This window comes from Flavobacterium sediminis, assembly GCF_003148385.1.
Taxonomy (GTDB): domain Bacteria; phylum Bacteroidota; class Bacteroidia; order Flavobacteriales; family Flavobacteriaceae; genus Flavobacterium; species Flavobacterium sediminis.
On record NZ_CP029463.1, the window covers coordinates 1,718,506 to 1,744,015 of the forward strand.

General features: G+C 36.2%; 17 protein-coding genes and 2 pseudogenes. 8 read left to right on the forward strand and 11 right to left on the reverse strand.

Going from position 1 to position 25,510, the window contains the following annotated elements; genetic code table 11:
* Positions 1–8 precede the first annotated feature (8 nt).
* The 7 genes and pseudogenes from rpoN to DI487_RS08010 all read right to left on the reverse strand — a co-directional run bounded on the left by rpoN (position 9) and on the right by DI487_RS08010 (position 10,328).
* Positions 9–1,475: an RNA polymerase factor sigma-54 gene (gene rpoN, locus DI487_RS07980; protein WP_109569175.1), complete on the reverse strand. Its 1,467-nt coding sequence runs from the start codon at positions 1,473–1,475 to the stop codon at positions 9–11.
* Between the two features lie 82 nt (positions 1,476–1,557).
* A complete protein-coding gene (gene asnS / locus DI487_RS07985) occupies positions 1,558–2,991 on the reverse strand; it encodes an asparagine--tRNA ligase (RefSeq protein WP_109569176.1) in 1,434 nt (477 codons plus the stop codon).
* Between the two features lie 90 nt (positions 2,992–3,081).
* Positions 3,082–5,492 (reverse strand): annotated as a pseudogene (locus DI487_RS07990) (efflux RND transporter permease subunit).
* Positions 5,493–5,592: 100 nt separating this feature from the next.
* Positions 5,593–8,076 carry a DUF5686 family protein gene (locus tag DI487_RS07995; RefSeq protein ID WP_109569177.1) on the reverse strand — a complete coding sequence of 828 codons (2,484 nt, stop codon included), beginning with the start codon at positions 8,074–8,076 and terminating at the stop codon, positions 5,593–5,595.
* Between the two features lie 71 nt (positions 8,077–8,147).
* On the reverse strand, positions 8,148–8,711 hold the full coding sequence (gene frr, locus DI487_RS08000) for a ribosome recycling factor (RefSeq protein WP_109569178.1): 564 nt from the start codon (positions 8,709–8,711) through the stop codon (positions 8,148–8,150).
* 33 nt (positions 8,712–8,744) lie between these two features.
* Complete coding sequence (gene pyrH / locus DI487_RS08005) at positions 8,745–9,452, reverse strand: UMP kinase (protein WP_109569179.1); 708 nt, start codon at positions 9,450–9,452, stop codon at positions 8,745–8,747.
* 81 nt (positions 9,453–9,533) lie between these two features.
* Positions 9,534–10,328, reverse strand: a complete 795-nt coding sequence (locus DI487_RS08010; protein WP_109569180.1) for a patatin-like phospholipase family protein — start codon at positions 10,326–10,328, stop codon at positions 9,534–9,536.
* Between the two features lie 63 nt (positions 10,329–10,391).
* Between DI487_RS08010 and DI487_RS08015 the strand changes: the two genes are divergently transcribed.
* Positions 10,392–11,003 (forward strand): thioredoxin family protein, encoded by a 612-nt coding sequence (locus tag DI487_RS08015; RefSeq protein ID WP_109569181.1) that lies wholly within the window; start codon positions 10,392–10,394, stop codon positions 11,001–11,003.
* Between the two features lie 122 nt (positions 11,004–11,125).
* On the opposite strand, the gene DI487_RS08020 is transcribed toward DI487_RS08015, so the two are convergent.
* On the reverse strand, positions 11,126–12,562 hold the full coding sequence (locus DI487_RS08020) for a T9SS type A sorting domain-containing protein (RefSeq protein ID WP_109569182.1): 1,437 nt from the start codon (positions 12,560–12,562) through the stop codon (positions 11,126–11,128).
* 564 nt (positions 12,563–13,126) lie between these two features.
* On the opposite strand from DI487_RS08020, the gene DI487_RS08025 reads away from it, so the two are divergent.
* The 7 genes and pseudogenes from DI487_RS08025 to DI487_RS16735 form a co-directional block, all read left to right on the forward strand.
* Positions 13,127–14,488 carry a T9SS C-terminal target domain-containing protein gene (locus DI487_RS08025; RefSeq protein ID WP_245896311.1) on the forward strand — a complete coding sequence of 454 codons (1,362 nt, stop codon included), beginning with the start codon at positions 13,127–13,129 and terminating at the stop codon, positions 14,486–14,488.
* Complete coding sequence (locus DI487_RS16310; RefSeq protein WP_245896313.1) at positions 14,482–14,760, forward strand: T9SS type A sorting domain-containing protein; 279 nt, start codon at positions 14,482–14,484, stop codon at positions 14,758–14,760. The genes DI487_RS08025 and DI487_RS16310 overlap by 7 nt, the downstream gene beginning before the upstream one ends.
* A 46-nt stretch (positions 14,761–14,806) precedes the next feature.
* The gene (locus DI487_RS08030) at positions 14,807–18,427 is read left to right on the forward strand and encodes an RHS repeat domain-containing protein (RefSeq protein ID WP_170108186.1); all 3,621 of its coding nucleotides are present in this window, start codon (positions 14,807–14,809) and stop codon (positions 18,425–18,427) included.
* Between the two features lie 12 nt (positions 18,428–18,439).
* On the forward strand, positions 18,440–22,015 hold the full coding sequence (locus tag DI487_RS08035; RefSeq protein WP_109569184.1) for a DUF6443 domain-containing protein: 3,576 nt from the start codon (positions 18,440–18,442) through the stop codon (positions 22,013–22,015).
* Positions 22,015–22,365, forward strand: a complete 351-nt coding sequence (locus DI487_RS08040) for a DUF4844 domain-containing protein (protein WP_109569185.1) — start codon at positions 22,015–22,017, stop codon at positions 22,363–22,365. Before DI487_RS08035 ends, DI487_RS08040 begins: the two co-directional genes overlap by 1 nt.
* Positions 22,366–22,374: 9 nt before the next feature.
* Positions 22,375–22,818 (forward strand): hypothetical protein, encoded by a 444-nt coding sequence (locus DI487_RS08045; RefSeq protein WP_109569186.1) that lies wholly within the window; start codon positions 22,375–22,377, stop codon positions 22,816–22,818.
* 389 nt (positions 22,819–23,207) lie between these two features.
* A pseudogene (locus DI487_RS16735) lies at positions 23,208–23,399 on the forward strand (IS1/IS1595 family N-terminal zinc-binding domain-containing protein); the annotation flags it as partial.
* Here the strand turns inward: DI487_RS16735 and DI487_RS08055 are convergent.
* The 3 genes from DI487_RS08055 to DI487_RS08065 all read right to left on the reverse strand — a co-directional run bounded on the left by DI487_RS08055 (position 23,386) and on the right by DI487_RS08065 (position 25,506).
* The gene (locus DI487_RS08055; protein ID WP_109569187.1) at positions 23,386–24,375 is read right to left on the reverse strand and encodes a phosphatase PAP2 family protein; all 990 of its coding nucleotides are present in this window, start codon (positions 24,373–24,375) and stop codon (positions 23,386–23,388) included. The pseudogene DI487_RS16735 and the gene DI487_RS08055 sit on opposite strands and share 14 nt — an antisense overlap.
* A 163-nt stretch (positions 24,376–24,538) precedes the next feature.
* On the reverse strand, positions 24,539–24,862 hold the full coding sequence (locus DI487_RS08060) for a hypothetical protein (RefSeq protein ID WP_109569188.1): 324 nt from the start codon (positions 24,860–24,862) through the stop codon (positions 24,539–24,541).
* A gap of 203 nt (positions 24,863–25,065) precedes the next feature.
* Complete coding sequence (locus DI487_RS08065) at positions 25,066–25,506, reverse strand: hypothetical protein (RefSeq protein WP_109569189.1); 441 nt, start codon at positions 25,504–25,506, stop codon at positions 25,066–25,068.
* Positions 25,507–25,510 lie beyond the last annotated feature (4 nt).

Here is a 25,510-nt window from a genome sequence, read left to right on the forward strand (position 1 = left end):
AATTTGATTTAGATCTTCTTGCGTAATCTGGCCACCGGAATGTCCAGTTGTTCCCTGTATTTTGCAACAGTCCTTCGGGCGATCGGGTAACCTTTTTCTTTTAAAATTTCGGCTAATTTATCATCGGGTAGTGGTTTTCGCTTGTCTTCTTCTTCAATGACATTCTGCAAGATCCTTTTGATCTCTATAGTTGAAACGTCTTCACCTTCCGTATTTTTCATGGCTTCACTAAAGAAATCTTTAATGAGTTTGGTTCCGTAAGGAGTTTCAACATATTTACTATTTGCAACGCGTGAAACGGTCGAAATATCAAGTCCAACCATATCAGCAATATCTTTTAAGATCATCGGTTTTAACTTCGTTTCATCGCCGTCAAGGAAATATTCTTCCTGATAATGCATAATGGTATTCATAGTTACAAACAAGGTTTCCTGGCGTTGTTTTATGGCGTCAATGAACCATTTGGCAGAATCTAACTTTTGTTTGATGAATTGAACAGCATCTTTCTGGGTCGATGATTTTTCATTCGAATCCTTATAACTTTGTAACATTTCCTGATAATCTCTGGAAACATGTAGTTCAGGAGCATTTCGTCCGTTAAGGCTTAATTCCAGTTCGCCGTCTACAATTCGTATCGTAAAATCGGGAACCACATGCTCTATAGGTTTTTGATTGCCATCATAAGCACCGCCCGGCTTCGGGTTTAGTTTTTCGATCTCGTCGATTGCTTTACGCAATTGTTCTTTGGAAACCTCGTATTTCTGGATCAGTTTCTCATAATGCTTTTTGGTAAAAGCATCAAATTGGTTCTCTAAAATATCAATAGCTAAAGCAATGGAATCTGTCGGTGTTTTATGTTTAAGCTGTAACAGTAAACATTCCTGCAGATCACGGGCGGCAACACCGGCCGGTTCTAACTCTTGTACGACATGCAGAAGAATGTGCTCAACGATTGCTTCGTCAGTATAAATACCCTGTGTGAAAGCCAGATCATCTACTACATCTGTGATTGTCCTTCTCAAATAACCGGTGTCATCAATACTGCCCACCAGAAATTCAGCAATATTCTTTTCTTCATCCGTTAAGATAAAAGTATTCAATTGGTTCAGCAAGTCCTGATGAAAAGTAACACCTGCGACAAATGGCATGCTGCGTTCTTCGTCGTCATCGCTATAATTGTTTGTCTGGTATTTATAGTCAGGTGTTTCGTCGTTGCTCAGATACTCGTCTATGTTAATGTCTTCCGCTTCAATTCTTTCGTTGTCATAATCATCATAATCGTCATCAGAAGAATCATTATAGTCATCATAATCCACATTTTCTTCTTTGCCGTTTTCCAAGGCCGGATTTTCGACCAATTCTTCCTGTAACCGTTGTTCAAAAGCTTGTGTAGGCAATTGAATCAATTTCATCAATTGAATTTGCTGTGGCGAAAGTTTCTGCGAAAGTTTTAACTGAAGATTTTGTTTTAACATAAACGAATTATAATTAAAAAAAGTTTAGCCGTTTACACTATATAAAGTTAAACAACTAAACTTAATTATGCTAAATTTTTGATTAAAATTCTGCGTTTTGAGGTGTTCTCGGGAATGGAATTACATCGCGAATGTTTGTCATTCCGGTAACAAAAAGAACCAATCGCTCAAAACCTAAACCAAAGCCTGAGTGAATGGCAGAACCAAAGCGACGGGTGTCTAAATACCACCACATTTCTTCTTCAGGGATGTTTAAGGCTTTCATTTTTTCGATCAAAACATCATAACGCTCTTCTCTCTGAGACCCGCCTACGATCTCACCGATGCCCGGGAATAAGATATCCATAGCGCGAACGGTCTTTTCATCTTCGTTCAAACGCATGTAGAATGCTTTGATCTTCGCCGGATAATCAAATAAGATTACCGGACATTTAAAGTGTTTTTCAACCAAGTAGCGTTCGTGTTCGCTTTGTAAGTCAGCACCCCATTCATCGATTAAATATTGAAATTTCTTCTTTTTGTTCGGAGTAGAGCTTTTTAAAATATCAATAGCTTCTGTATACGAAACACGTTTAAAGTTATTTTCCAGAACAAAATTTAGTTTTTCTAACAAGCTCATTTCACTACGTTCAGCCTGAGGCTTTTGTTTTTCCTCATCGGCTAGGCGTTGTTCTAAGAATTGTAAATCGTCGGCACATTTTTCAACGGCATAGCGAACCACATATTTAATAAAATCTTCTGCCAGATCCATATTAGCGTCCAGATCATTAAAAGCAACTTCAGGTTCGATCATCCAGAACTCAGCTAGGTGACGGGAAGTGTTTGAATTCTCTGCGCGAAATGTCGGCCCGAAAGTGTATACCTGACCTAATGCCATAGCATAGGTTTCAGCCTCTAACTGTCCGGAAACCGTTAAATTCGTTTCTTTACCGAAGAAATCTTTTTTAAAGTCTACTTTTCCTTCTTCGTCTCTTGGCGTTCCGTCAAACGGTAAGGCAGTTACACGGAACATTTCACCGGCACCTTCAGCATCAGAACCTGTTATAATAGGAGTGTTCACATAGAAAAAACCTCTTTCTTGAAAATATTGATGAACCGCAAAAGATAGGGCAGAACGAACACGCATAATGGCTCCGAAAGCATTGGTGCGAACTCTGAGGTGAGCATTTTCACGTAAAAATTCCAAAGAGTGTTTTTTAGGCTGTATAGGATATTTTTCAGCATCACTATCGCCTAAAATTTCTAATTTGGTTACCTGAATCTCTACTTTTTGACCTTTACCCTGGCTTTCCTGTAATGTTCCGGTTACTGCAACAGCAGCTCCGGTTGTAATGCGTCGTAAGGTTTCTTCTGAAGTGTTCTCAAAATCGACTACGCATTGGATATTTTGAATGGTAGAACCGTCATTTAAAGCAATAAACTGATTGTTTCTAAAGGTTCTAACCCAACCCTTAGCAGTTACTTCCTGCAATGTTTTTGTATTGTTTAGTAGGTCTACAACTTTTATATGTTTCATCTGTCTTATTGTTTTAATCTTTATTTGTCTGATGAATTTCTGTTATAAGTAAGGCTTTTTACCTATATTAAATTTATGCAAATATAAACTTTATTGTCTTTGAGCACTATCCTCTTCTGTGTCTTCTGCTAAAATGTTGATCGTTGGTTCCGGAAACTCTTCTTTATTGGCTACAGACTTTTCTAAAGAGAGTAAAAGAGCGGGTAGTAAGATCAGATTAGCCATCATGGCAAACAATAACGTCATGGCTACCAGACTACCAAGGGCAACGGTTCCGCCGAAACTGGATAGTGTAAATACCGAAAATCCGAAGAATAACACGACTGATGTATAAAACATGCTGATCCCAGCTTCTTTTACCGTAGCATAAACAGAACGCTTAATGCGCCAGTTGTTCGCTTTTAATTCCTGACGGTATTTTGCTAAAAAGTGAATAGTATCGTCAACGGAAATACCAAAGGCAATACTGAAGACAAGTATTGTTGAAGGCTTGATCGGTACTCCTAAGAATCCCATTAAACCGGCAGTCATTATTAACGGTAAAATATTAGGCAATAATGAAATAATGATCATTTTGAACGAGCGGAATAAGTAGGCCATTAACATTGAGATCAGGAAAATGGCAAATAGTAAGGACAGTACCAGATTGTGTACCAGATAGTGAGTCCCTTTTTCAAATACATAAGCCTTTCCGGTCATGGTAACAGTGTAGCGTTCATTTGGGAAAAGTTTGTCGATCTTTTCTTGTAAACGTTCTTCGATCTTGGCCATTTTATCCGTGCCGATATCGCGCATAAAAGTAGTTACCCGTGCATATTGCCCGGTACTGTCAATGTAGCTTTTCAGCATGTTCTCATTCTCTTTTTTAGTAGAGTTTTTGATGTAGGATAAAATAAAGGTTTCTTCCTGACGGGTCGGTAATTCATAAAATTCCGGATTTCCGTTATAATAGGTCTGTTTGGCATATTTTACCAAATTTACAATAGAGATCGGTTTTGACAGTTCAGGAACTTCATTGATCGCTTCTTGTAACTCTTCAATTCGTCTTAGAGTACTTGATTTTAAAGCACCTTTCGGGCGTTTGGTGTCGATCATGATCTCTAAAGGCATTACGCCGTCAAATTCTTTTTCGTAAAACACGATATCTTTAAAGAAAGCAGTCTTTTTAGGCATATCTTCAATTAAACTTCCGGATATTTTTATCTTATAGATCCCGATGATCCCTAAAACCAGTAATACAATGGCGGTCGCAAAGATGGCAACAGAATGTTTGCGTATTGTGTTTTCAATCCATTGAATGAATGATTTCATGTAATTTTTGCCTAAGTGAGCCAGATGTTTTTCCTTAGGAATAGGCATGTAGCTGTACGCAATCGGAATGATGATCAGGCAAAGTAAAAACAGAAATAAAATATTCAATGAAGCAACAGTACCGAATTCTTTTAACAGTTCACTATCCGTTACAATAAAAGTAGCAAAACCGGCAGCAGTGGTTAAGTTTGTCATTAAAGTAGCATTTCCTACTTTAGAGATCACACGCTGTAATGATTTTGCTTTGTTACCGTGTTTTTTGATCTCCTGTTGGTATTTGTTGATCAGGAAGATACAGTTCGGAATACCGATAACGATAATCAGCGGGGGATAATAGCCGTTAAAATAGTGATCTCGTAGTTTAAAAGCCCCAGTGTACCGAAGGACCACATAACACCTATGGTTACAATGACCATGGAAAGTAAAGTAGCCCGGAAACTTCTGAAGAAGAAAAAGAAAAGTAAAGAGGTAATACCTAATGCAGCGCCTACAAACAGTCCTATTTCATCTATAATATGCTGTGAGTTCAAAGTTCTGATATAAGGCATTCCGGAAACTTTAAGATCAATTCCTGATGCTTTTTCAAAAGCTTCAATTTTTTCTTCGTTCAGGTATTTATTGATGAATGTTTTACGGGCAGCAGTATTTACTACATCTTTGTCCATATAGATAGCAAAGCGTACGGCACCGCTTTCTTTGTTAAATAGCATACCTTCATAAAAAGGTAGGTTATTGAACAATTCTTTTTCTTTCTTTTTTAAGTAGCTGTCAGTAACATCTTTTGAATTGATGAACGGAACCAATTTGAACTTTTGGGCAGCGGTATCTTTGGCTAACACTTTTAAGTCTTCAATAGAAAGCGTTAGTTCTACTGCTTTATCTTTTTTGATGTCTGCAATAAAATCTTCCCAAAGTTTTAGATTTTTAGTATTGAAAAAGGTAGAATCCTTGAATCCGATGACGATCAGGTTCCCTTCTTCACCGAATTTATCCAGAAAAGCATTGTATTGTTTATTGACTTCGTGATGATCCGGCAACAAGTTGGCTTCTGTATAGGTAAAGCGCATGTATTTCCATTGCGAAGCCATGAAAACAGTAAACGCTGCCAAAGCAATAATAAGTGCAATTCTGTTTCGCAGAATCTTGCGTGCTATAAAATCCCAAAAACTGGTGTTTAACCACTTAAACATTGTAAAAAAAATTGAAGCGCAAAGGTAAGTATTCTTGCTTAAATAGTTAGGTTACAATGCAAAGAATTAAGATAAATTTAAAGGCCTTAACGCGTTTCGGTCAGAACAAATCCAGATGATAAGAAATTTTAAGCGCTAAATTGTCATCAAAATGGGCTAATTGGTTTGGTCCATAACGGAAAAAAGCTGAAATACCGATGCCTTTGAAGAGTTTATTGGCCTCGACCCCGCTTTCAAAAAATCCTTTACTCAATGATTTATAAGGAATACCGATATGTTCGTTCTGCTTATTAGTGCCACCCCATGCCATACGGGTAACGACACTGAATTCAGGGGTAAAACTATAGCCTAAGCGTATTTTGTTGAAAGTATGCCGGAGTTGTAAAGAAGCATATCGGTTTGAAAAAAACTCATTGAAATACATAGTTTCAAAACTATTCTTGCCGGCAAACGTGATCCGTTGTAAAATAGCATCTCGGTTCAGGTTGTTAGGTTGCAGGTTGTATAGATGTGTAATAGGAACATCGCCTAATGCCCAACCGGTCTGGAATAAAAGAGAACTTTTTTGCCCTGATAAATAAGGGAGTTCGTAGAACGTTTTAAAATCAAACTTGGTAAATGTAAAATCATTGGCTAATACGTTCGGTAATGCCTGAGTGACCTGAAATGAAAATTTAGGATGCCGCTTTTCAATTTCGATCTTTCCATCGGGTGTTTGCATGTATTCACTGAAAGGATTCCACTGAATGGCAAACTGTGCTGCGGTTATAGTATACTGACTGTATGTTTTTCCGTTATTCAGGAATTCATAAAAGAACAGTGGGGTGATATCATTTCTGGAAAATGAAAAATAGGTATCTGCTTTAGGAATGAATTTACTTTCAGCAAATACAGAAGCCATTTTATTCTTGTAAAAAGTAGAGATGTTAATAGGTCGGGGATCGTAAATTTTAAAGCGGTGCGAATCGGTAGCGAAGCTGGTTTGAGCGATCTCACAGAGGTCTTCGCTATATGAAGCACTGACCCAAGTCTCAGTTTCTTCGTCTGTAAGATAAGAAGGGGTGATGCCAAATTTAAACTTTTCGTCCTTTAAACCATAGGCTCCGTAAAAAGCTACTTTGTATTTTTCGGATAACTTAGGGTTAGTAACTCCTCCCAAACCTAAGCGGAAACCTTCATAGTTGTTGAATTTTACAAGACTTCTCAGATCCAGATCGACGATGCTGACCGGGAAATAACCGTTGATGATCTTTTTGCCGAGGAAGATCTTGTATTCAATATTTTCGGCATTTGAAATACTGTCCAGTGAAACATAGGTGCGATGTTTTCGGACATCCAGAGTGTCTTTCTGATATTTTTTCCAAAAAGAATCTTTCTGTGATAAGCTTTTTTCGGGGACATCGATCATGATCTGAGGAGACGAAATGGTAAAATCGTTGTCCAGTTTGATCTCCATCGGGGTAGATTCCAGACGAAGATAGATCCGGTCAGAAGCATTTTGACTGATTCCGGTTTCCAGACTGGAGTTGAACTCTATAGTCTCTCCGAAAAGTTTCAGATCGTAGTTGCTACTACCTTTGGTAACATTAAAGGTTCGCTTTTTCGGAAACCAGATTTTATGTGATTTCAGATAATCAAAAGTATAGGTGGCATCAATGTTGACCATTCCGTAAATCCGGAAATAAGCCTGAGCAATACCAAAATTTTCAGCATCTACAAATAGTAATCCTCTTAAATGATTGGATTTTAATTTTTTCGGTTGGAAATAAATACGGTATGTTTTTCGGTTGTTAATCTGTACGGAATCCACCATGTGGAAAGAGTATAGGATACGCCCGAATTTTGACAGAGGATTCTGAACCGGTATTTCCAATATCTCAAAAGGATTTTCATATACGGAATAAGAAACGAGTTTTAGCCCTAAAAATTCGTAAAGCGGTTTTTTCAGTCCGGCCATACGAGCTCCCAGAACTGTTTCTTTTGTCCCTTGGTCATTATGCTGGATAAGGTTTACCTTCTCAGTCTGGTAAATGTGTTGTTCTTTGACGAAATTCTTAAACTTATAATTGGATGAATCTAATTTTATTTTGCGTTTGCCGAAAATGTTCTTTTTGACGATGCTGTCTATCTTTTCAGAAATACTATCCGGATTAGCCGTAACCAATAAATGTTCGTAGTTCTTATATTCAAAACTTTTTAAAGCCAGTTCCGGATCGTTTTTGGATTTGTTCTCAATAACCTTTTTAATGATCTGGTCCACTTCGTGCTCAGAATAGATCTCTTTTTGAACAGCGTTCTCATTCTCAGTAAGCTTAATGATCCAGAATTTGTTATTGTTCTGAGGATAAGCATATTTTTCATAATACCCTTTGTAATTGATAACGAGAGGTTTGTCAAATTCATTGACATAGAGTGAAAATTTACCTTCCCAGTCGGCACTGAACGTGTTGCCGTTATAATTTATTGTTGCAAAAGCAATAGGAATAGTTGTGTCAAAATCTATAATCTGTCCTTTGATGAAGGTTTGACTGATAGAAAGTTGCGCAGTAAAAAACAGAAAGAGTACAAAAAGCTTTTTCGGCATTGATTGAATTATCGATTTCAATGCAAAGGTATTCAAAATAAAAATCCCGATTGTTAATCGGGACTTAAAATTTATACTTTCATGATTTCAGCTTCTTTGTGAACCAATAGATCATCTATCTTTTTAATGTAAGAGTCTGTTAATTTCTGAATATCTTCTTCAGCTTTTTTACAAATATCTTCAGAAGTTCCTTCTTTTTCTTCTTTTTTGATGTCGTTATTAGCGTCTTTACGGGCATTACGAATACTGATCTTAGCATCTTCCGCTTCGGTTTTAGCCTGTTTAACCAAGTCCTTACGTCTTTCTTCCGTTAAGGCCGGAATATTAATGATAATGTTCTCTCCGTTGTTCATAGGGTTTAATCCCAAATTAGCAATCATAATTGCTTTTTCAATGGTCTGAAGCATTGATTTTTCCCAAGGAGTAACTGTCAACGTCCTTGCATCTGGAGCACTAACATTAGCCACCTGAGATAAAGGAGTTTGAGAACCGTAGTATTCAACAAATACACTGCCTAACATTTGAGGTGTGGCTTTACCGGCTCTGATGTTTAAAAATTCTTTTTCTAAGTGAGCAATAGAACCGTCCATAGATTCTTTTGCCGTGTCTATAATTAAATTGATCTCTTCTGTCATGGCTTAATTTTTATAATTTGTTTTTTAGTAAAATTATATAGTAACAGTTGTTCCTACAATTTCGCCTTCACACACTTTTAATAAATTACCGAACTTATTCATGTCAAATACAATGATAGGTAATTCATTTTCCTGACTAAGGGTAAAAGCAGTAGTGTCCATTACATTCAATCCTTTTGCAATTACATCGTTAAAAGAAATAAAATCAAATTTTACGGCATTTTGATCTTTTTCCGGATCTGCGGTGTAAACACCGTCAACACGCGTTCCTTTTAAGATAACATCAGCATTGATCTCGATACCTCTTAAAACAGCAGCTGTATCAGTTGTAAAATAAGGATTTCCGGTTCCGGCACCAAAAATAACGATTCTTCCTTTTTCCAGATGTCGCGTAGCACGTCTTTTGATATACGGTTCCGCAATAGCTTCAATCTTTAAGGCAGTTTGCAAACGAGTTTGCATTCCGGCTTCTTCTAAAGCGCCTTGCAGGGCCATACCGTTAATAACTGTTGCAAGCATGCCCATATAATCACCTTGTACGCGATCCATACCATTGCTGGCTCCGGCAACACCTCTGAAAATATTTCCTCCTCCTATTACTATGGCAATTTCAACCCCTTTGTCGTGGATCGTTTTAATCTCTTCAGCATATTCTGCTAAACGTTTAGGGTCAATACCATATTGCCTGTCGCCCATAAGAGCTTCTCCACTCAATTTCAGAAGAATTCTTTTATATTTCATTGTGTTGTTCCTTTAGTGGTGCAAACTTAAACAAATTTACAATATACTCAAAAAATGTATGCGAATAACACGGAAAGCATGTCAAGACAATTGCTCCTTTTTTAGTATTTCCTCGTATGATTTTTTAGCCTCTTCATATCCGATATCAAAAATGGTGCTCATTTTACTTTTACTGGTCTCAAAAGTACCGAAATCAGCTAAAGCTTTCGGTTCTATGACCCAATCACAAAGATTGAACTTTTGATAATTGGCATGACCGGAAAGCAACTCAAATGCACGTGTTGTTACAGATTTGATGGAATTAAGTTCCTTTTCTTCAATATTGTGTATCGGGCTTACATAAATGCCGATGATACTTTCACAATTCCCTTGCAGAAGGTCTGTCGGAAAGTGGTTCAGGATACCACCGTCACTATACAATTTTCCGTTAACTTTGTAAGGAGACAGTACTCCGGGAAAAGAGGCGGAAGCCAAAACAGCATCTGTCACTTTTGTATGCTCGCTGAAAATTTTAAGCTTTCCTTTTACAAGATCGGTAGCTGTAATTTTAACAGGGATCGGCAGATCTCCGATCTTAGTATCCCCGAAGATCTCATTAAAATACAATTGAAAAGATTCGGAATCAATTATGCCCGGTTTTTTCAAAGTAAAATGTTTCCAGTGAAATAGATAAATAGATTGAAAGAAATTCAGGATATCTTTCGGAGTTTTCCCAAAGGCATACATAGCAGCAATGATGGCACCGGCACTGGTTCCCGACATTACTGTAGGTTTAATTTTTTGTTCTTCTAAAAATTGTAAGGCACCCGCGTGCGCAATTCCTTTAGAACCGCCGCCGGATAATGTAATGCCGATAGTTTTTGTTTTAACATCCATTTGTAACCAAACTAACAAAGAGTATTCAAAAATAGAATTAAATTTGCCAAAAATGTCAGGAATATGAAAAATAGTATAAAAAATGCTTTACAAGATAGTTTTAGCTATCCGGAATATAGAGAACACATAGCAACTCTTTTAGCAGATGGAAAGGTTACCGGACATACTCAAAGTGAAGCTTTACTGGGCTATACGCAATTGAATGAAACCCGTATGAACCGTCTGGATAAGACTTTGGCTGTTTTGCCGGAAGTGCAGGAGCAATTGAATGCGCTGCCTAAAACGATAACTTGGTTAGTATTAGCAGAAGGTTGGTGCGGCGACGCGGCACAGATACTTCCTGTTTTGAATAAAACAGCAGAGGCAACCGATAAAGTTGTATTAAAGATCGTTTTACGGGACGATCATGACGATCTGATGAACCTGTTTTTGACCAACGGAGGCAAGGCGATCCCAAAAGTGATCTTATGGGATGCGGATGCGGAAGAAGTAATTGGCAGTTGGGGTCCAAGACCTGAACCAGCTCGAAAAATGATCGCAGATTATAAAGCGGAACACGGAGTAGTGGACGAACCGATTAAAGTAGAATTGCAAAAATGGTATTTAAAAGATAAAGGTGAAACAACTCAAAGAGAACTTTTAGCTTTAATAGAACAAAACGTATTAGTGGAATAGAAATTGAAATTACTACTGTTTTTTTAAAGCCGATACTTAATCTAAGTATCGGCTTTGTTCTTAGTTTTTGTTGTGGGGCTTAGGGTAGTACAGAAAAATTAGTGAAAGTTGTTTTGCCAATTTTACTTTTTTACAAATCGTCGTATTTCTTTACCCTCATGGGTAACAATTTCTATGAAATAAGTGCCGGAAGCAAGATCACTGACATTAACAGGCAGCGATTGCGGTGTTTGGATCAGTTGACCGGATTGGTTATAGATAGTAGCTTGAACAAAAGAGAGGTCGTTTTGAAAATTAATGTTTATAAGGTTTTCTACAGGATTAGGGTAAAGCGTGAAAGAGTTAAGTATAAAAGTTTCTGAAGCTAAAACTGTTGTCAGATCATATACTTTAACCTGTCCGGAGTCCGTTCCGTTTGCATCGTTTCTGGGTGCGCTAACAGCGAGAGAAGAGCCGTTACCTGAAAGGGAAACACACCAACCGATACGGTCAAGATTGGTGTCAGCTGTAATATCATTACCTAGTTGTTCCCAAATAGAACCGTTATAATGATAGGCTCGTACATACTCATACCCTCCGACAGTACCGAGATAAGAGCCGGAACTAAGGAAAGTTCCGTCATGAGAAAGGCTTACAGAGCCTCCGAAAGAACCATAAAATACATCGCCTTCTATTTTTTGTCCCATTTGTTGCCAGTCGTTTCCGTTGTACTGAAAGGTTTTTACATACCCGTACCCTCCTCCTTCAGGAGCCCCTATAGCGGCAATAGTTCCATCAGCAGACAAGGAAAGGCTGTATCCGAAATAGTTATAATCGTATTCTCCGTTTATATCGGTACCGAGTTGTTGCCAGCTAAGACCGTTAAAACTATAAATTCTGACATGTCCGGAGTTAGCACCTCCTCCGTCATTGTAATGAGCTCCGCTTGCTAGTATTGTTCCGTCAGCAGAGAGCGCAACACTTTTTCCGTTATAATCGCTGATTCCTTCTTCATAAAGGATCTGTCCCATTTGTATCCAGCTATACCCGTTATATTGATACGTAACAGTGTAGCTAGGGACTGTACTGCTATTTGAAGGAGCTCCGATGGCTAAAATACTGCCATCGTCAGATAAGGCTATAGAAGCGCCTAAGTATTCATACGCAGAACTCCCTGTTATATCCTGACCTATTGCTGTCCAATTGCCTCCTGAAAATTGATAGATACTTACCTTTCCTACATACAAAATATTGGTTGAATAAGCTATTGATCCTACGGCTAAAATTGTTCCGTCTGCTGATAAAGAAAGAGAATTTCCGAATTGTTCATTTGGGTTGCCTCCTTCCAGTTTTTGTCCGATCTGTTGCCAGTTGTTTCCGTTCCTTTGATAGACTTTTACATAGCCGGTTAAATTGTTACTATCCGGAGTGCCTACCGCCATGATCGTTCCGTCTGTAGATAATGAGACTTGGCTGAGCAGGTCATTTGCATTTTCACCGTAGATCGTTTGCCCTATTTGAGTCTGTCCTAAAAGGGTAAAAGAACATAGTAACAAGATAAAAAGTATTGTTTTTCTCATAATTATTTTTAAAGATTACTATCGTAAATTTTGTTTTATGAAAGCAAAGTAAGCCCAACAAGTTGTTGGGAGTCTTTATTTTGTATTCAATTGAACATAGTGAGTTTTGAACTGATTTTTTGATGTGTTGAAAATGATGTAAAAAAGAGAAAAGTTTTGGTTCATAAAAACCGTAGCCAAAAAACTATTACGAAAAATTTGCTACAACTTTTGTGTTCAAAAAAATCACATTAGAAAAAAAATCACACTTTTTGTGGCAAAAAAATAGTTTAAAAAGAAATGCCACAATTGTTGTGTCAAAAAAAATCTATCAAAAAAATTGACACAAAATGCCGAAAAAACAATTTTGAGTACAATTTTGACACTGTGTTAATTTTTTGTCCGTTACATTTTTTTAGATAAAAATTACAATTTAAAGAAAATTAATAGATATAAAATCTTAAAAACCTTCAAAAATCTGAAAATATCCGGTTAAAACTGAAAAAACCGTAAAAACAACTATTTGCCTTTTCGTATTACAAAAAAAACATACATTTATCCATATTTAATTACAAATAAAATGCAATGCGAATAAAATTACGCTTAACCGCTATTTTCCCTGCATTATTGATTCCTGCCATCGCTTCAGCGCAGGATATCCTATGGGAAAAGACCTATGGAGGCAAACATGCCGAATACTTATACGATGCCATACCGACGCCTGATTACGGATTTATCCTGGCCGGAAGTTCGGTTTCCGGAAAAAACGGCAACAAAGACGAAAAGAACAAAGGCGATCTGGATTACTGGGTCTGGAAGATGGACGAGCACGGCAATTTGGACTGGCAAAAGAGCTTTGGCGGCAACAAAGAAGACCTGTTGCAAAGCATAGCCCTTACCGGTGACGGGGGATTTATCCTCGGCGGTACTTCCGCTTCCGATAAAGGTTCCGACAAAACCGAAAACAGCAAAGGTAAAGAAGACTTCTGGATCATCAAGCTCAATGCTAAAGGCCAACAACTGTGGCAAAGAACCATTGGCGGCAGCGGAATGGAAAAGCTTTTAAGCATTGCCCAGACCAAAGACAACGGCTATATCTTAGGCGGAACTTCCTCTTCCAATAAAACGATAACTCCGGAAGGACAAACTCCCGATTTGTATGGTAAATCAGAAGACTCGCGAGGGAATCTGGACTTTTGGGTCGTAAAACTCAGCGAAGCCGGAACGATCGAATGGCAAAGAACCATCGGCGGAAAATATGTGGACGAATTGCGCAGCATTCAACCGACGAGAGACGGCGGTTATATTTTGGGAGGTTATTCCAATTCTCCGGCATCGGGCGATAAAACAGAAGAGAACTACGGTTTGGGAGATTACTGGATCGTGAAGCTCGATGCGCAGGGCGAGATCGACTGGCAAAGAGCCTACGGAGGAGAAAAGGACGATAATCTGAATGCTTTGATCCCTACCCGGGATGGCGGTTACCTGTTAGGCGGGAACTCCAATTCCGGAGCGACGTATTCCAAATCAAAGACCAACCGTGAAGGAACCGATTTCTGGGTGTTAAAGCTCGATGAGTCGGGTGAGATCGAATGGCAACAAACGTATAACTATGGTAAAGCCGATATCTTAACCTCACTGGTAGAGAACAAAGACGGTACGTTTATCATTGGCGGTTACGCCCAGAGTGAAGCGGACAAAAGCGGACAAAAAACACCTGTTAAAACCATCAGGAAAGACAAAGAAGGGATCAACGATTATATTGCTTTAAAGATCAAGCCTAACGGAGAGGAACTTTGGAGTCAAACGGTAGGAAGCAAAGGCGATGAGGTGATGAAACGCTTGCTGGAAACCCGCGATGGGGGTATCTTTTGGCAGGTACCTCAAACGGCACTGCCTCAAAAGACAAAAAGACAGCCAAAGGCGGTAATGACTTTTGGGTGGTAAAGCTCAAAGACAAGGACAAGGAAGAGAAAGCCCGCATTGACCTGGAAGCGGTACCGAACCCGACGGAATATTTTACCAATGTAATTGTAAGCTTTGACTACAGCAAAGGAACAGCAACTTTATACGATTTAAGCGGAAGAACAATCAGCCGTACGGAGATCAAAGGCGAAAAAACGATACCGGTAGATTTGACCAACCTACCAACCGGGATCTACGTAGTAGAAATAAAAACCGATACCGAAACCGGAGGTGTTAAAGTAATTAAGAAATAAAAGAGATTTTAAAATTATGAATTATAGAATAATATACAATTGCTTAATGTTAATTTTAGTATTGTACTCAAATTTTATTAAAGCTCAGAATAATAGAGATAACTCTGTCGATTATAGCGATTTTGTAAATAAAACCATAAATAAGCCTAACAATTATACTTTTCATAATTATTCTACAGAGGGTAGTGTAGACCCTTTGACAGGGAGATTTGGTTTGAATGTTAATTTTCATACTATTGAAGATAAATATATCAATATTCCAATAACATTGCAGTACTCAACAAGTGGAGTACATTTAGATGATATTTCTAATGAAATAGGAATTGATTGGCATTTAAATGCAGGAGGTTCTATTACACGAGTTGTAAAGGATGTGGCAGATGAAATTGGACTTTATAATCATTATAATCAGAGGTTCTGTGATAATCAAGCTAATTTTGTGGGATCAGGACAAGATATAAGTTATGGCTCATATGATATAAATTTTTTAAAAGCTATTAATACATCATATGGAACCTATAGAGGAAGTCTTAGTGCAACTTTGGGAACTTGGTATATTAATTTTTTCCCTGAAAGGCGTTTTTCGAATATTTTAAGTGAGATAGGTAGTTTAATCGAGATAAAGAAATTTGAATTTTGGGCTGAATCAGATGAAGTTAATAGTACTCCGACTTTTAATGTAGATACTGAACCGGATATTTTTAGGTGTGTAATAGGCGATTTGGATTTTTCTTTTGTTTTTAAAAGAAAGGCAGCCTATTTTAATATTGACGGTGGATCAGCAGGATATATGAATCCATCTTATTTTGAAGCTGTTCCCATAGATGATACAGGGATTAAGATTAAATATTATACAGATTTTGTTCAATTTTATGATAAGAGGAAGAACTATTCACCTAATGGACAAAAAAGAGATCAAGAAGAGGCAGTTATAACAAAGTTTGAAATAACCGATAAGAAAGGAATTGTTTATATTTTTGAGAATTTTGATTTTATTGATGCTGATGTGATTGAAGAATATTATCATAATTTTTTTGGTCAAAATAATAGTAGAATTTTTCAGTGGAAAACATATAATACTATGGTTAACAACTGGAAAATAAAAACTATTAAACTCCCTGACAATAAAGTTATAAATTTTCAATACATTGCTAATGAATATCTATACCAAAAGCAGGTTCCCAGAATACATGATGGTGAATATACTGGACTAAAATACAATTTATCCCCAACTTTACCTTCTTATGCTATAGGACGATTAGATACTCATATTGAAGGATATTCCATATCTGAAATATCGTATGAAAATCAAAAGGTTAAATTTTATTATTCTACTTTTAGACCTGATTTAAAGACGGGAGGATTAAACCTTGACAAGATTGAACTTTGGCATAGGGATCAGGAATTAATAAAATCATTTGATCTTTTAAAAACCTATTCTTATGCAGACTTAGATGGAGGACACGAAGATTATAGAATGTTTTTGAGTAGTATTGATGATAGTACAAATGAAAAGAGTTATTCTTTTACATATAATAATGAAGGTTTATTGCCTCCTCGTAGTTATGTTCAATACCAAGATATTTTTGGATATTACTTAGGTTATCAACCAATAACGAATCCTTATCCGTCATTTCCTACAGTTTATATTGATCCAAATGACACTACAGGTAATAAGATATGTTATGACATACCGAATGTTCCTTATTATACTGTAAATGGAAATGGCGATAGATTTGTTAATTTAAATTCACCAAAAATAGGAACACTGAAAAAAATTGGTTTTCCGACTGGAGGTGAATTGGAAATAGAGTATGAAAATAATACTTATTTTGATCCAAAGTTAATTAATAAAAAAGCTTTAGGTCCAGGAGTTAGGGTGAATGAACTACGTTATTATGCGGCGACAGGTGTTTCAGCTAAAAAGGTTCAGTATTTTTATGATAAATTTGATGATGTAAATTCAAGTAGCGGGACACTTTTGTATAAACCTTCTCTGGCTTATATTTCAAACTGGAATTTGAATAATTCCTATGATAGACAAAATGATATTGAAAATAATACTTATGATTACTATGATGCAGCGGAAAGGAGAGCTTATTATGATTATTATCATTTTGATCACCATTATTCTAAAGAGAAATGGGAACAGGCAGGATTATATAATCATACAATATATGCCAAAATGGTACGGTTTTCAACTCATAATATAGGGCATCGTGTGGATAATAAAGGAAGAGAGATAATTTATCCTAATGTGATGGAAAAATTTATAAATTTTGAAGATACTAATAAGTCTTACTCTGTAAAATATTATTTTAACAATGTAGATAATCGTACAGAAGTAAATTCTATTACAGGACCTTCTGATGAACCTAATGATTATGCTCCTGGAAACAGTAATACAACATACTCATTATTTTCACCTTTTTTAGCAAATACTGATAATGGGAATGGTTATGTAAAGACTGCAGCAGGGTTTATCGAAAGAAAGGGGTATGATATTTATCCTTTTCCAGAGAGAAATTTTTTCGGAAGTTTAGATAATCAACTATTTGGAAAGCTTTTGAAAAAGGAGTATTTTGATAATAATGGACAACAAAAATATACAGAAGAATACATATATACTCAAATTACTAAGGAAGATGTAGTAAATCCAGATAACGTTTTAAAGAGTCTTAAGACCGATTTTTTAAAAATGCATCTTTATAATTCAAATGATATTACAGAACAGTTTCTAATTTATTTAAAGTATTTACCTGGATCTTCGATGACACAAGCAGATATACAGAATTATCATGGGTTATATATGTTTTCTATTAATCCTATAAAATATGATTCAAAAATTGTATTGGAAAATAAAAAGACAACAACATATTTTAATTCTGGAAACATTGTTATACAACAGAATTTTTTTTATAATAACTCAGAGAATTTAGAGGTAACTAATCAAACGACTTCATCATCGGGAGGAAATTTATTGGAAACTAAATATAGTTATGCACATGAAATCGGGGATCAAAACTTAATAGATTTGAATATTATAGGTACGCCATTAAAAGAGGAAGACTTTAAAGACGGATCTTTAATGGGATTAAAACAAATTAATTTTGGAAATTTTCAGGATGGTACAACTTACTTTACTTACGATGGTTTATGGATAGATCCTTATGTAGATAGTACAAATTTATATCTTCCTAAAAGTTATTCTACTTTAAAAGGTGATGGAATAGGAACATTAGAAGAGGAATCTATCATTGATTTAAGAGATTACAAAGGTAATATATTACAATACCATAATAAGTTAGGAGAATATACTTCTATGATTTGGGGATATGGGAATACTCAACCTGTTGCCATAATAGAGAATATACAATATTCTAACATCCCTATCTTGCTTATTACTAATATTCAAGTTAATTCGGATCTAAATAGTATTAGTGAAAGTACATTATTAAATGATTTAAATGCCTTACGAACCGACCCTGCTCTGGTTAATGCCATGGTAACCACTTATACGTATAAACCACTTGTAGGGATAAGTACCATTACCGATCCCAAAGGCAATACAACAACCTACCATTATGATAGTTTCGGAAGACTGCAATATGTCAAAGACAAAGATGGCAACATCTTAAATGAAAACGAATACCATTATAAAAACTAAAGCAAGATAAAGATGAAAAAGATATTCTATTTATTGTTAGCTATTCCTGTTCTTGCTTTAGGACAGAGCCAGAATCAGAATTATATAAAAACCACGGCTTATAAACAAGCCAGTATAACACCGTTAAGCAATCCGGAGCCAAATGAGGCAGCGGTGCAACTAACCTATTATGACGGATTGGGACGTCCTGTTCAACAAATAGCACACAAGCAATCCAATAGTGGTAAAGATATCATTACACATATAGAATACGATGGCTTTGGCAGGCAAGTAAAAGAATTTTTACCGTATGTTAACAGTACTCCGAGTTTAGATTATAGCAGTTCAGCGCAAATCGATGTGTTGAATTTCTATTCTAACCCGGATCCGTCAACCACAGGAAATCTTAATTTTGAAGCAACAACGAATCCTTATAGCGAAAAAGAACTGGAGCCTTCCCCTTTGAGCCGCGTATTAAAACAGGCAGCTCCCGGAGATCCTTGGGCAATGAATAGCGGAAAGGAAATTAAATACGATTATCAAACCAATTTATCAGCAGATCAGGTAAGGTTTTATTACGCTACGGCTACATGGGATAGTAATAAGGAGTTATATGAAATTTCTATTCATGATTCGGGATACTACGGAGAAAAACAACTGTATAAAACAATCGTTAAAGATGAAAACTGGGTTTCCGGGCTCAATCATACTACGGAAGAATTCAAAGATAAAGAAGGGAAAGTCATTTTAAAAAGAACCTATAACAACGGTCAGGCTTATGAAACGTATTATGTATACGACCAATTTAAAAATCTGACGTATGTTATGCCGCCTTTATCAGAACCTTCTCAGTCAATTAATTGGCCGGATATTGATGCATTATTTTACCAATACAAATACGATAGTCGCAATCGCTTGGTAGAAAAAAAATTACCCGGTAAGCAATGGGAATTTATTATTTATGACAAACTGGATCGACCTGTAGCAACCGGACCGGCATTTACGCCTTACGGAGGAACCGATGTAGGTTGGTTGATTACGGAATACGATGTATTCGGGCGAGTGACCAAAACCGGATGGAAACAAATGACGGTCGATGCGAATACCCGATACACCAATCAAAGCAGTATCAACAGCGGCAATAATCCGTTTACAATGTCACAAAATGAAGTTTTAACAGAGAATTATTACGACGATTATACCTTTGCCGGAGCTCCTACTTTACCTAATGACGTAGAAGGGCAAACATTGGCGACTAATGTCAAAGGATTACCCACCGGAACATGGGTACGGGTTTTAGACACGCCGGGTAGCTCTACCACAGAGACTTCCTATACCCTATACGATGACAGATACCGCCCGGTGCGAACCTATACCGCCAATCATTTAGGCGGTTATACCCAGGTAGATACCAAACTGGACTGGGCAGGACAGGTGGACTATACCCTGACAACCCACCAATACGATGCCAATGCAGCGGTAGTTACCGTAAAAGATATGTATACCTATACCGACCAAGGCCGTTTATTGCTGCACAAACAGCAGATTGACCAGACTGCCGAACAATTGATCAGCAAAAATACCTATGACGAATTGGGGCAATTGATCAGCAAAAATGTTGGCGGTACAGACGTTACGGGAGCAACCGCTTTACAAACGGTAGACTATACCTACAACATCAGAGGTTGGTTGACAAATATTAATGATGTTAATAATATTATGACAGGCAATGATCTGTTTAACTTTAAGATCGATTATAACGACTATGCTTCTCTGGCGATCCATGATGCGGCACCGGATGCTTTATATAACGGAAACATCTCGGCTACCTATTGGCGAACGGCAAATGATAATGTCTTGCGAAAATACAACTATTCGTATGACGACTTAAACCGATTGACCAATGCAGATTATCTTAAACCGGAAGCGACAGCCGTTTTTAACAACTACAAAGAACAAGTAAGTTACGATAAGAACGGTAACATAAAAACCTTGGTTCGAAACGGAGACCGCGATACCGACGGTACCCAGTCAGAACAGGAAATAGACAACCTGACTTATACGTATTCCAATAACGATACCGGTAACCAATTGTTAAAAGTATTCGACAGTACCAATATGCCATCGGGTTTCAAGGATGATAGTAACGGGATATATGATCCGGATGATGATTATGCGTATGATGCCAACGGCAACATGATCAGTGACACCCACAAAGGTATAACCAATATCACGTACAATCATTTAAACCTTCCGGTAGAAATTACATTTGGAACCAGTGCAAAAATCGTATATCTTTATGATGCTTTAGGAACCAAAGTGATGAAAAGTGTACTGGACTATTTAGGAAGTGAAACAGCACAGACGACCTATTTACAAGGCGGTTTTCAATACGTGGACAACGTATTGAAGTTTTTCCCGCATGTAGAGGGTTATGTGAACGTCACGGAAACTTGTGGTTTTTTGAGCAGTTGTGGCTTTGCCTATAATTATGTGTTCAACTACACCGATCATTTAGGGAACATCAGGTTGAGTTATGGAATAGATCCGGCAACTAGTACCCTTAAGATCATGGAAGAGAACCATTACTATCCTTTTGGATTAAAACATGCTAATTACAATAGTGATGAGTTGTTGTATCAAAAAGGAACAGCAGGAGCCGTAGTATTAAAAGGACCAACTACAACAGTGGAATCGGTGTATAAGTATAAGTATAACGGTAAGGAATTACAAGATGAACTCGGTTTAAACTTCTACGATTACCAAGCGAGAAATTATGACCCTGCTTTAGGACGTTGGATGAACATTGACCCGTTAGCGGAACAATCAAGAAGATGGACACCGTATAACTACGCTTACAATAACCCGATGTACTTCGTTGATCCTGATGGAATGCAAGCGGATGATTGGGTTAGAACAGCATCAGGATCTATGATTTATGATAGTAGAGTTACTGATCAAGCATCTGCAACAGAATTATATGGTAGTGAAGCTCAATATAGAGAAGTTGGTTATTCATATACAGCCTCTACCGGAGAAAGTGTTGAATTGGGAGACCATGGTTTCTTTAAAGAAAATGGAACTATAAAGATGTCTGCTGATATGGCTGAAAGTGCTTTAGCTGATGCCCCAACAGATCATTCAGGAGGAATAATGATGGCTACATTAGGTACAGCAGGAGTATTACTGGCTGACGATGTTACAGTAGTTGGAGTTGGTGATGATGTTGCAATACCACCTGTTTTAGTTACAGGACTTGTTGCTGCTACTGTAGCAAAAGCAACTTACGAAATACAAAAAATAATGGAACGTGACCCAGGTCCGGACGGAACACAATATTCTTTAAGAGCAACAACATCCGGTTCATATCCTTGTTATTCTTGTTCTAGTGGAACAATGAATTTAAATACTGGTGATGTTTGGAAGTATGGGGAAACAACAAATCCTGCTGGTAGATATTCAGAATCTTATTTAGAAGCTAACAGGGTGCAACAAGTTAATGAATTTTCAGGTTCTCAATTACAAATTAAAATTGCTGAAAAATCAAAAATTTACAATTATTTTTTACAAAACGGACACTTACCACCAGGCAATAAAATTTTTAGATAATGCAAGAAAAGCTTAATAAAATAGTAAGATTAGAAGCTCTTAAATCTGAACCAAAATTTATCTCAAATGATTTTTATACAGGTCTCAGTTGTAAAGAAAATGAAGAAGAATTAATTAAAGAGCTAAATAATACAATTGATACATTTATTGAAAATACGCAAGATAAAAATATCAGTGAACAGGAATACCAGAAATTAATATCTGAATGTCTTACAATGTTCAATAAATATAATTTGGATACAGAAGATAAAGAGTATATAGCCAATTTTTTTGAAAAAATAATGGATGCTATTGAACTGGAAACTTCTGGAGGGGCTTTAAACGAATGGCTATATGGTTTTAAATTTTAAAGTAAAGAAATGAAAATAGGTACAAGCGTCAATACTTCTATAGGCGTAGAAGATAAAACTTATATTATTCATGATCTTTTTAGAGAATTATCATTTTTTTTAAATAACAAAACTTATGGTAAAGATCTAAACGAAATCATTTTAGGAATAATCTGTGTATCTTCTGAGTTTGAAAAATTTTATCCAAATAAAAAGCCGAAATACACTGATTTTAAAGAATATGTTACTGATGGTATAAAAGTTGTAGAAGACAAGTTATTTACTTATACTTTAAAATATGATTATGAAGACTTAAAAGAATTATCAGAACAAGAGAACAAAGAATTACTTGCTAATAAAATACTAGAAAGTTTAGATAATTTAGATCAACTTCCTAAAAAGATAAAAGATTTTGATAAGGAGAAATTTAAAACAGATTTAAAACAATTCTTTATAGATAAAGAGCTAGTTTAAAAATAAGTAAACCCCACGTATTAAAAACGTGGGGTTATTTTTTTGTCCAATATCGCCAGCTCGTTATACTTAGAAATTTTAGGTTTAGGCTTATTTTTTTGTTGTTGTAGTTCCTGTTGTTTTTTCTGTAGTTCAATAGCCTTTTTTAAATCCTCTCTGGCTTTTACAGAATCTTTAATATGGTTTAAAAACCATTTTGGTTTATACTCGTAAAGAGGAACAGAATCTTGTTTTTGTTGGGCTATGGTAGTGGTAGTGTTTCAAATTTAGTGATATAAAATTTCAGAATTATAACCTATTGAAATAGAATAAATAATAGAAGAAAATAATTTAAAGATGAGCAATACTGCTCATCTTTTTTATTCTAATATTGCCTTAAATGAACTAAAATGAGTAAAAATGCCACCTTGTGTTTCAAAGTTAGTGATACTATAAATTGTCCAAAATGTAAAGAGAAAAAGGTTATTAAAAACGGGAGAACAAAAAACAATAAACAGCAATATTATTGTAAAACCTGCTGTCATCGTTTTATAGAAAATTATTCATATCAAGCTTATAATTCAAACACTAAAACAAAATTGTAATTCCGGCAGTTTTGTACTCAGAGGTATACAAAAAGCTAAAATCCATTTTAAATTTTGATTCGGTAGAGTTGATACCGACCGTATTTTTATGAACTGTTTTTTTAATTCTGCGGTTTGCTGCATTTTTTCCGATAACATAGCCCATTAAAAGAGCAAAAGGATAGTCAGAAGCCCAATGAACACGGGTGCTCATCATTTGAAAACCCATTATTCCGGCTAAAGAATAGCCTACAGGGCGTATCCATTTTATCTCCGGATAATTTACAGCGATTAGAGTAAGAGAGGCGATAAAAGTGGTCATGTGGCCGGAAGGCATCGCATCATAGTTAGGGGTGTTTGATTGATACGCTTTAAAGCTGGGAAAAGGGGTCCAATGACCTCCCGGATTTCCGCTTTTAATTGCGGCACTCGGACTTTGTCTCCCGGTAATTCTTTTTAGAATTTGTGTGCTTATTCCTGAAGCCATCACGACTTCAACCAACTCACTGGATACGTTTAATGCCCGGTAATCATTATTTATTTTTCCCGCTACATAAAAACTTCCGCTTAGCAGCATCGGAGTCAGACTGTTGCCCAAATAATAAATAGCTCCGTTAATGTCTTTCGGGATCAATTCGATTCCCAGAACACGAGTGTATCTCACATCTTCATATAAGTTTAGAGATTTGCCGATTTCCTGTGCGTTGTCTGTAAGATTTTGATCCAGCGGAAGCAATACCAAAGTACTTCCTACAGCGGCACTTGTCCATAAAAGATTTTCTTTTTGAACCGTATATTTTCCGAATTCGTAGAGATCTTTCGGCAAATATTTAAACAACTCAAAAAAATGAGGTTGTGTATAAGTATAAGTTATACTGTCGTTAATGACATAATTTTGCGAAAGGTTGATTTCCTGCGATAAAGAGCTTCCGGATGTTAAAAGAATAACAAGGGGGATGATGTTGTTTTTAAAAAAGAGATCAAGTGTGTTCATACCGGAAAAGCATTAAAAACTACCTTTAAATATAGTGAAAATTTGCAGAACCAATTGATTAAAAAAGAACAATAACGTCTGGGAGAACAAACAGGACTTTTGAATAAGAAGTATAAAAATCGGATATCTTTTTTAGGTACCCGATTTTTAACAGAGAAATTATTTAAGAATTCTGAGCATTTATTGAATTCAGAACTTCCTGAGTAATATCTTTACCGCCAGACAGGTTAGTATACAATGATCCGATGCTGTAAATGGGCCCCCAAGGAATACCCCACCAGCCAAAGAACAACGTAAGAAGCGTGTAACCGATACTGTGTTTAACCGTAGATTCATCCGCTTTAATAAAATAAACATCACTTCCTCGTTTAAAGGTCATGATAAGGATCGAAAAGCAATATTGAAAAACTACAAATTTAGCCCCTCTGCTTAGTTCTCGGTTGATGTCATCTGTAGAGAGACCTTCAATGTTTTTAATAGCAGCCATTAATTGTTTTAATGTTAAATGTTTACCCTACTCATCTGGCTTTTCGGTTCCGCCTCGTTTTATGGTTTCTGAACTCCTTTTTTAGAAAAATTCCGATGGTAAATTTAGAGAAAACCGGCGAATTTCAAAATTTTCTGTAGAAAAGAAAAGTATTTCTGAGATAAAGCTCAAAAAAAGATTGAGGGAAAGTAATAGTATTGAAATTAATATGTAGGAGCTGCATCAAAAAGCGTTATATTATAATTTTGCATTGTGTCTGGAGGATAAACTTTTAATTGAAAATCTTTTGATGAGTTCGGTTCATAATATTCGTATAGTGTATACGTTTTACTTTGTAGTAAAGTATTAGTTTTTGAAAAGTATTCAACAGTTAATCTTAAATCCTTATATTTTGCCAATGTAGCAGAATTTTTGATTATACCACTGATTAAAAAACCATCATATTTTGCTCTTGAAAATAAACCACCCTTTTTTATTTGATTTCTATTTAATTTAATGGATTCTAATTTAAGATATTGATGTGGGTTTCTTGATTCTTGGATTTTTAATTCCATTTTTAATTCTTCAGGTGTTTTTTGTCTATTTTGATTACATGAGGAGGTTGAAAAAAGTATCAATAGGATCAAAACATAATAAGTATTCATAATT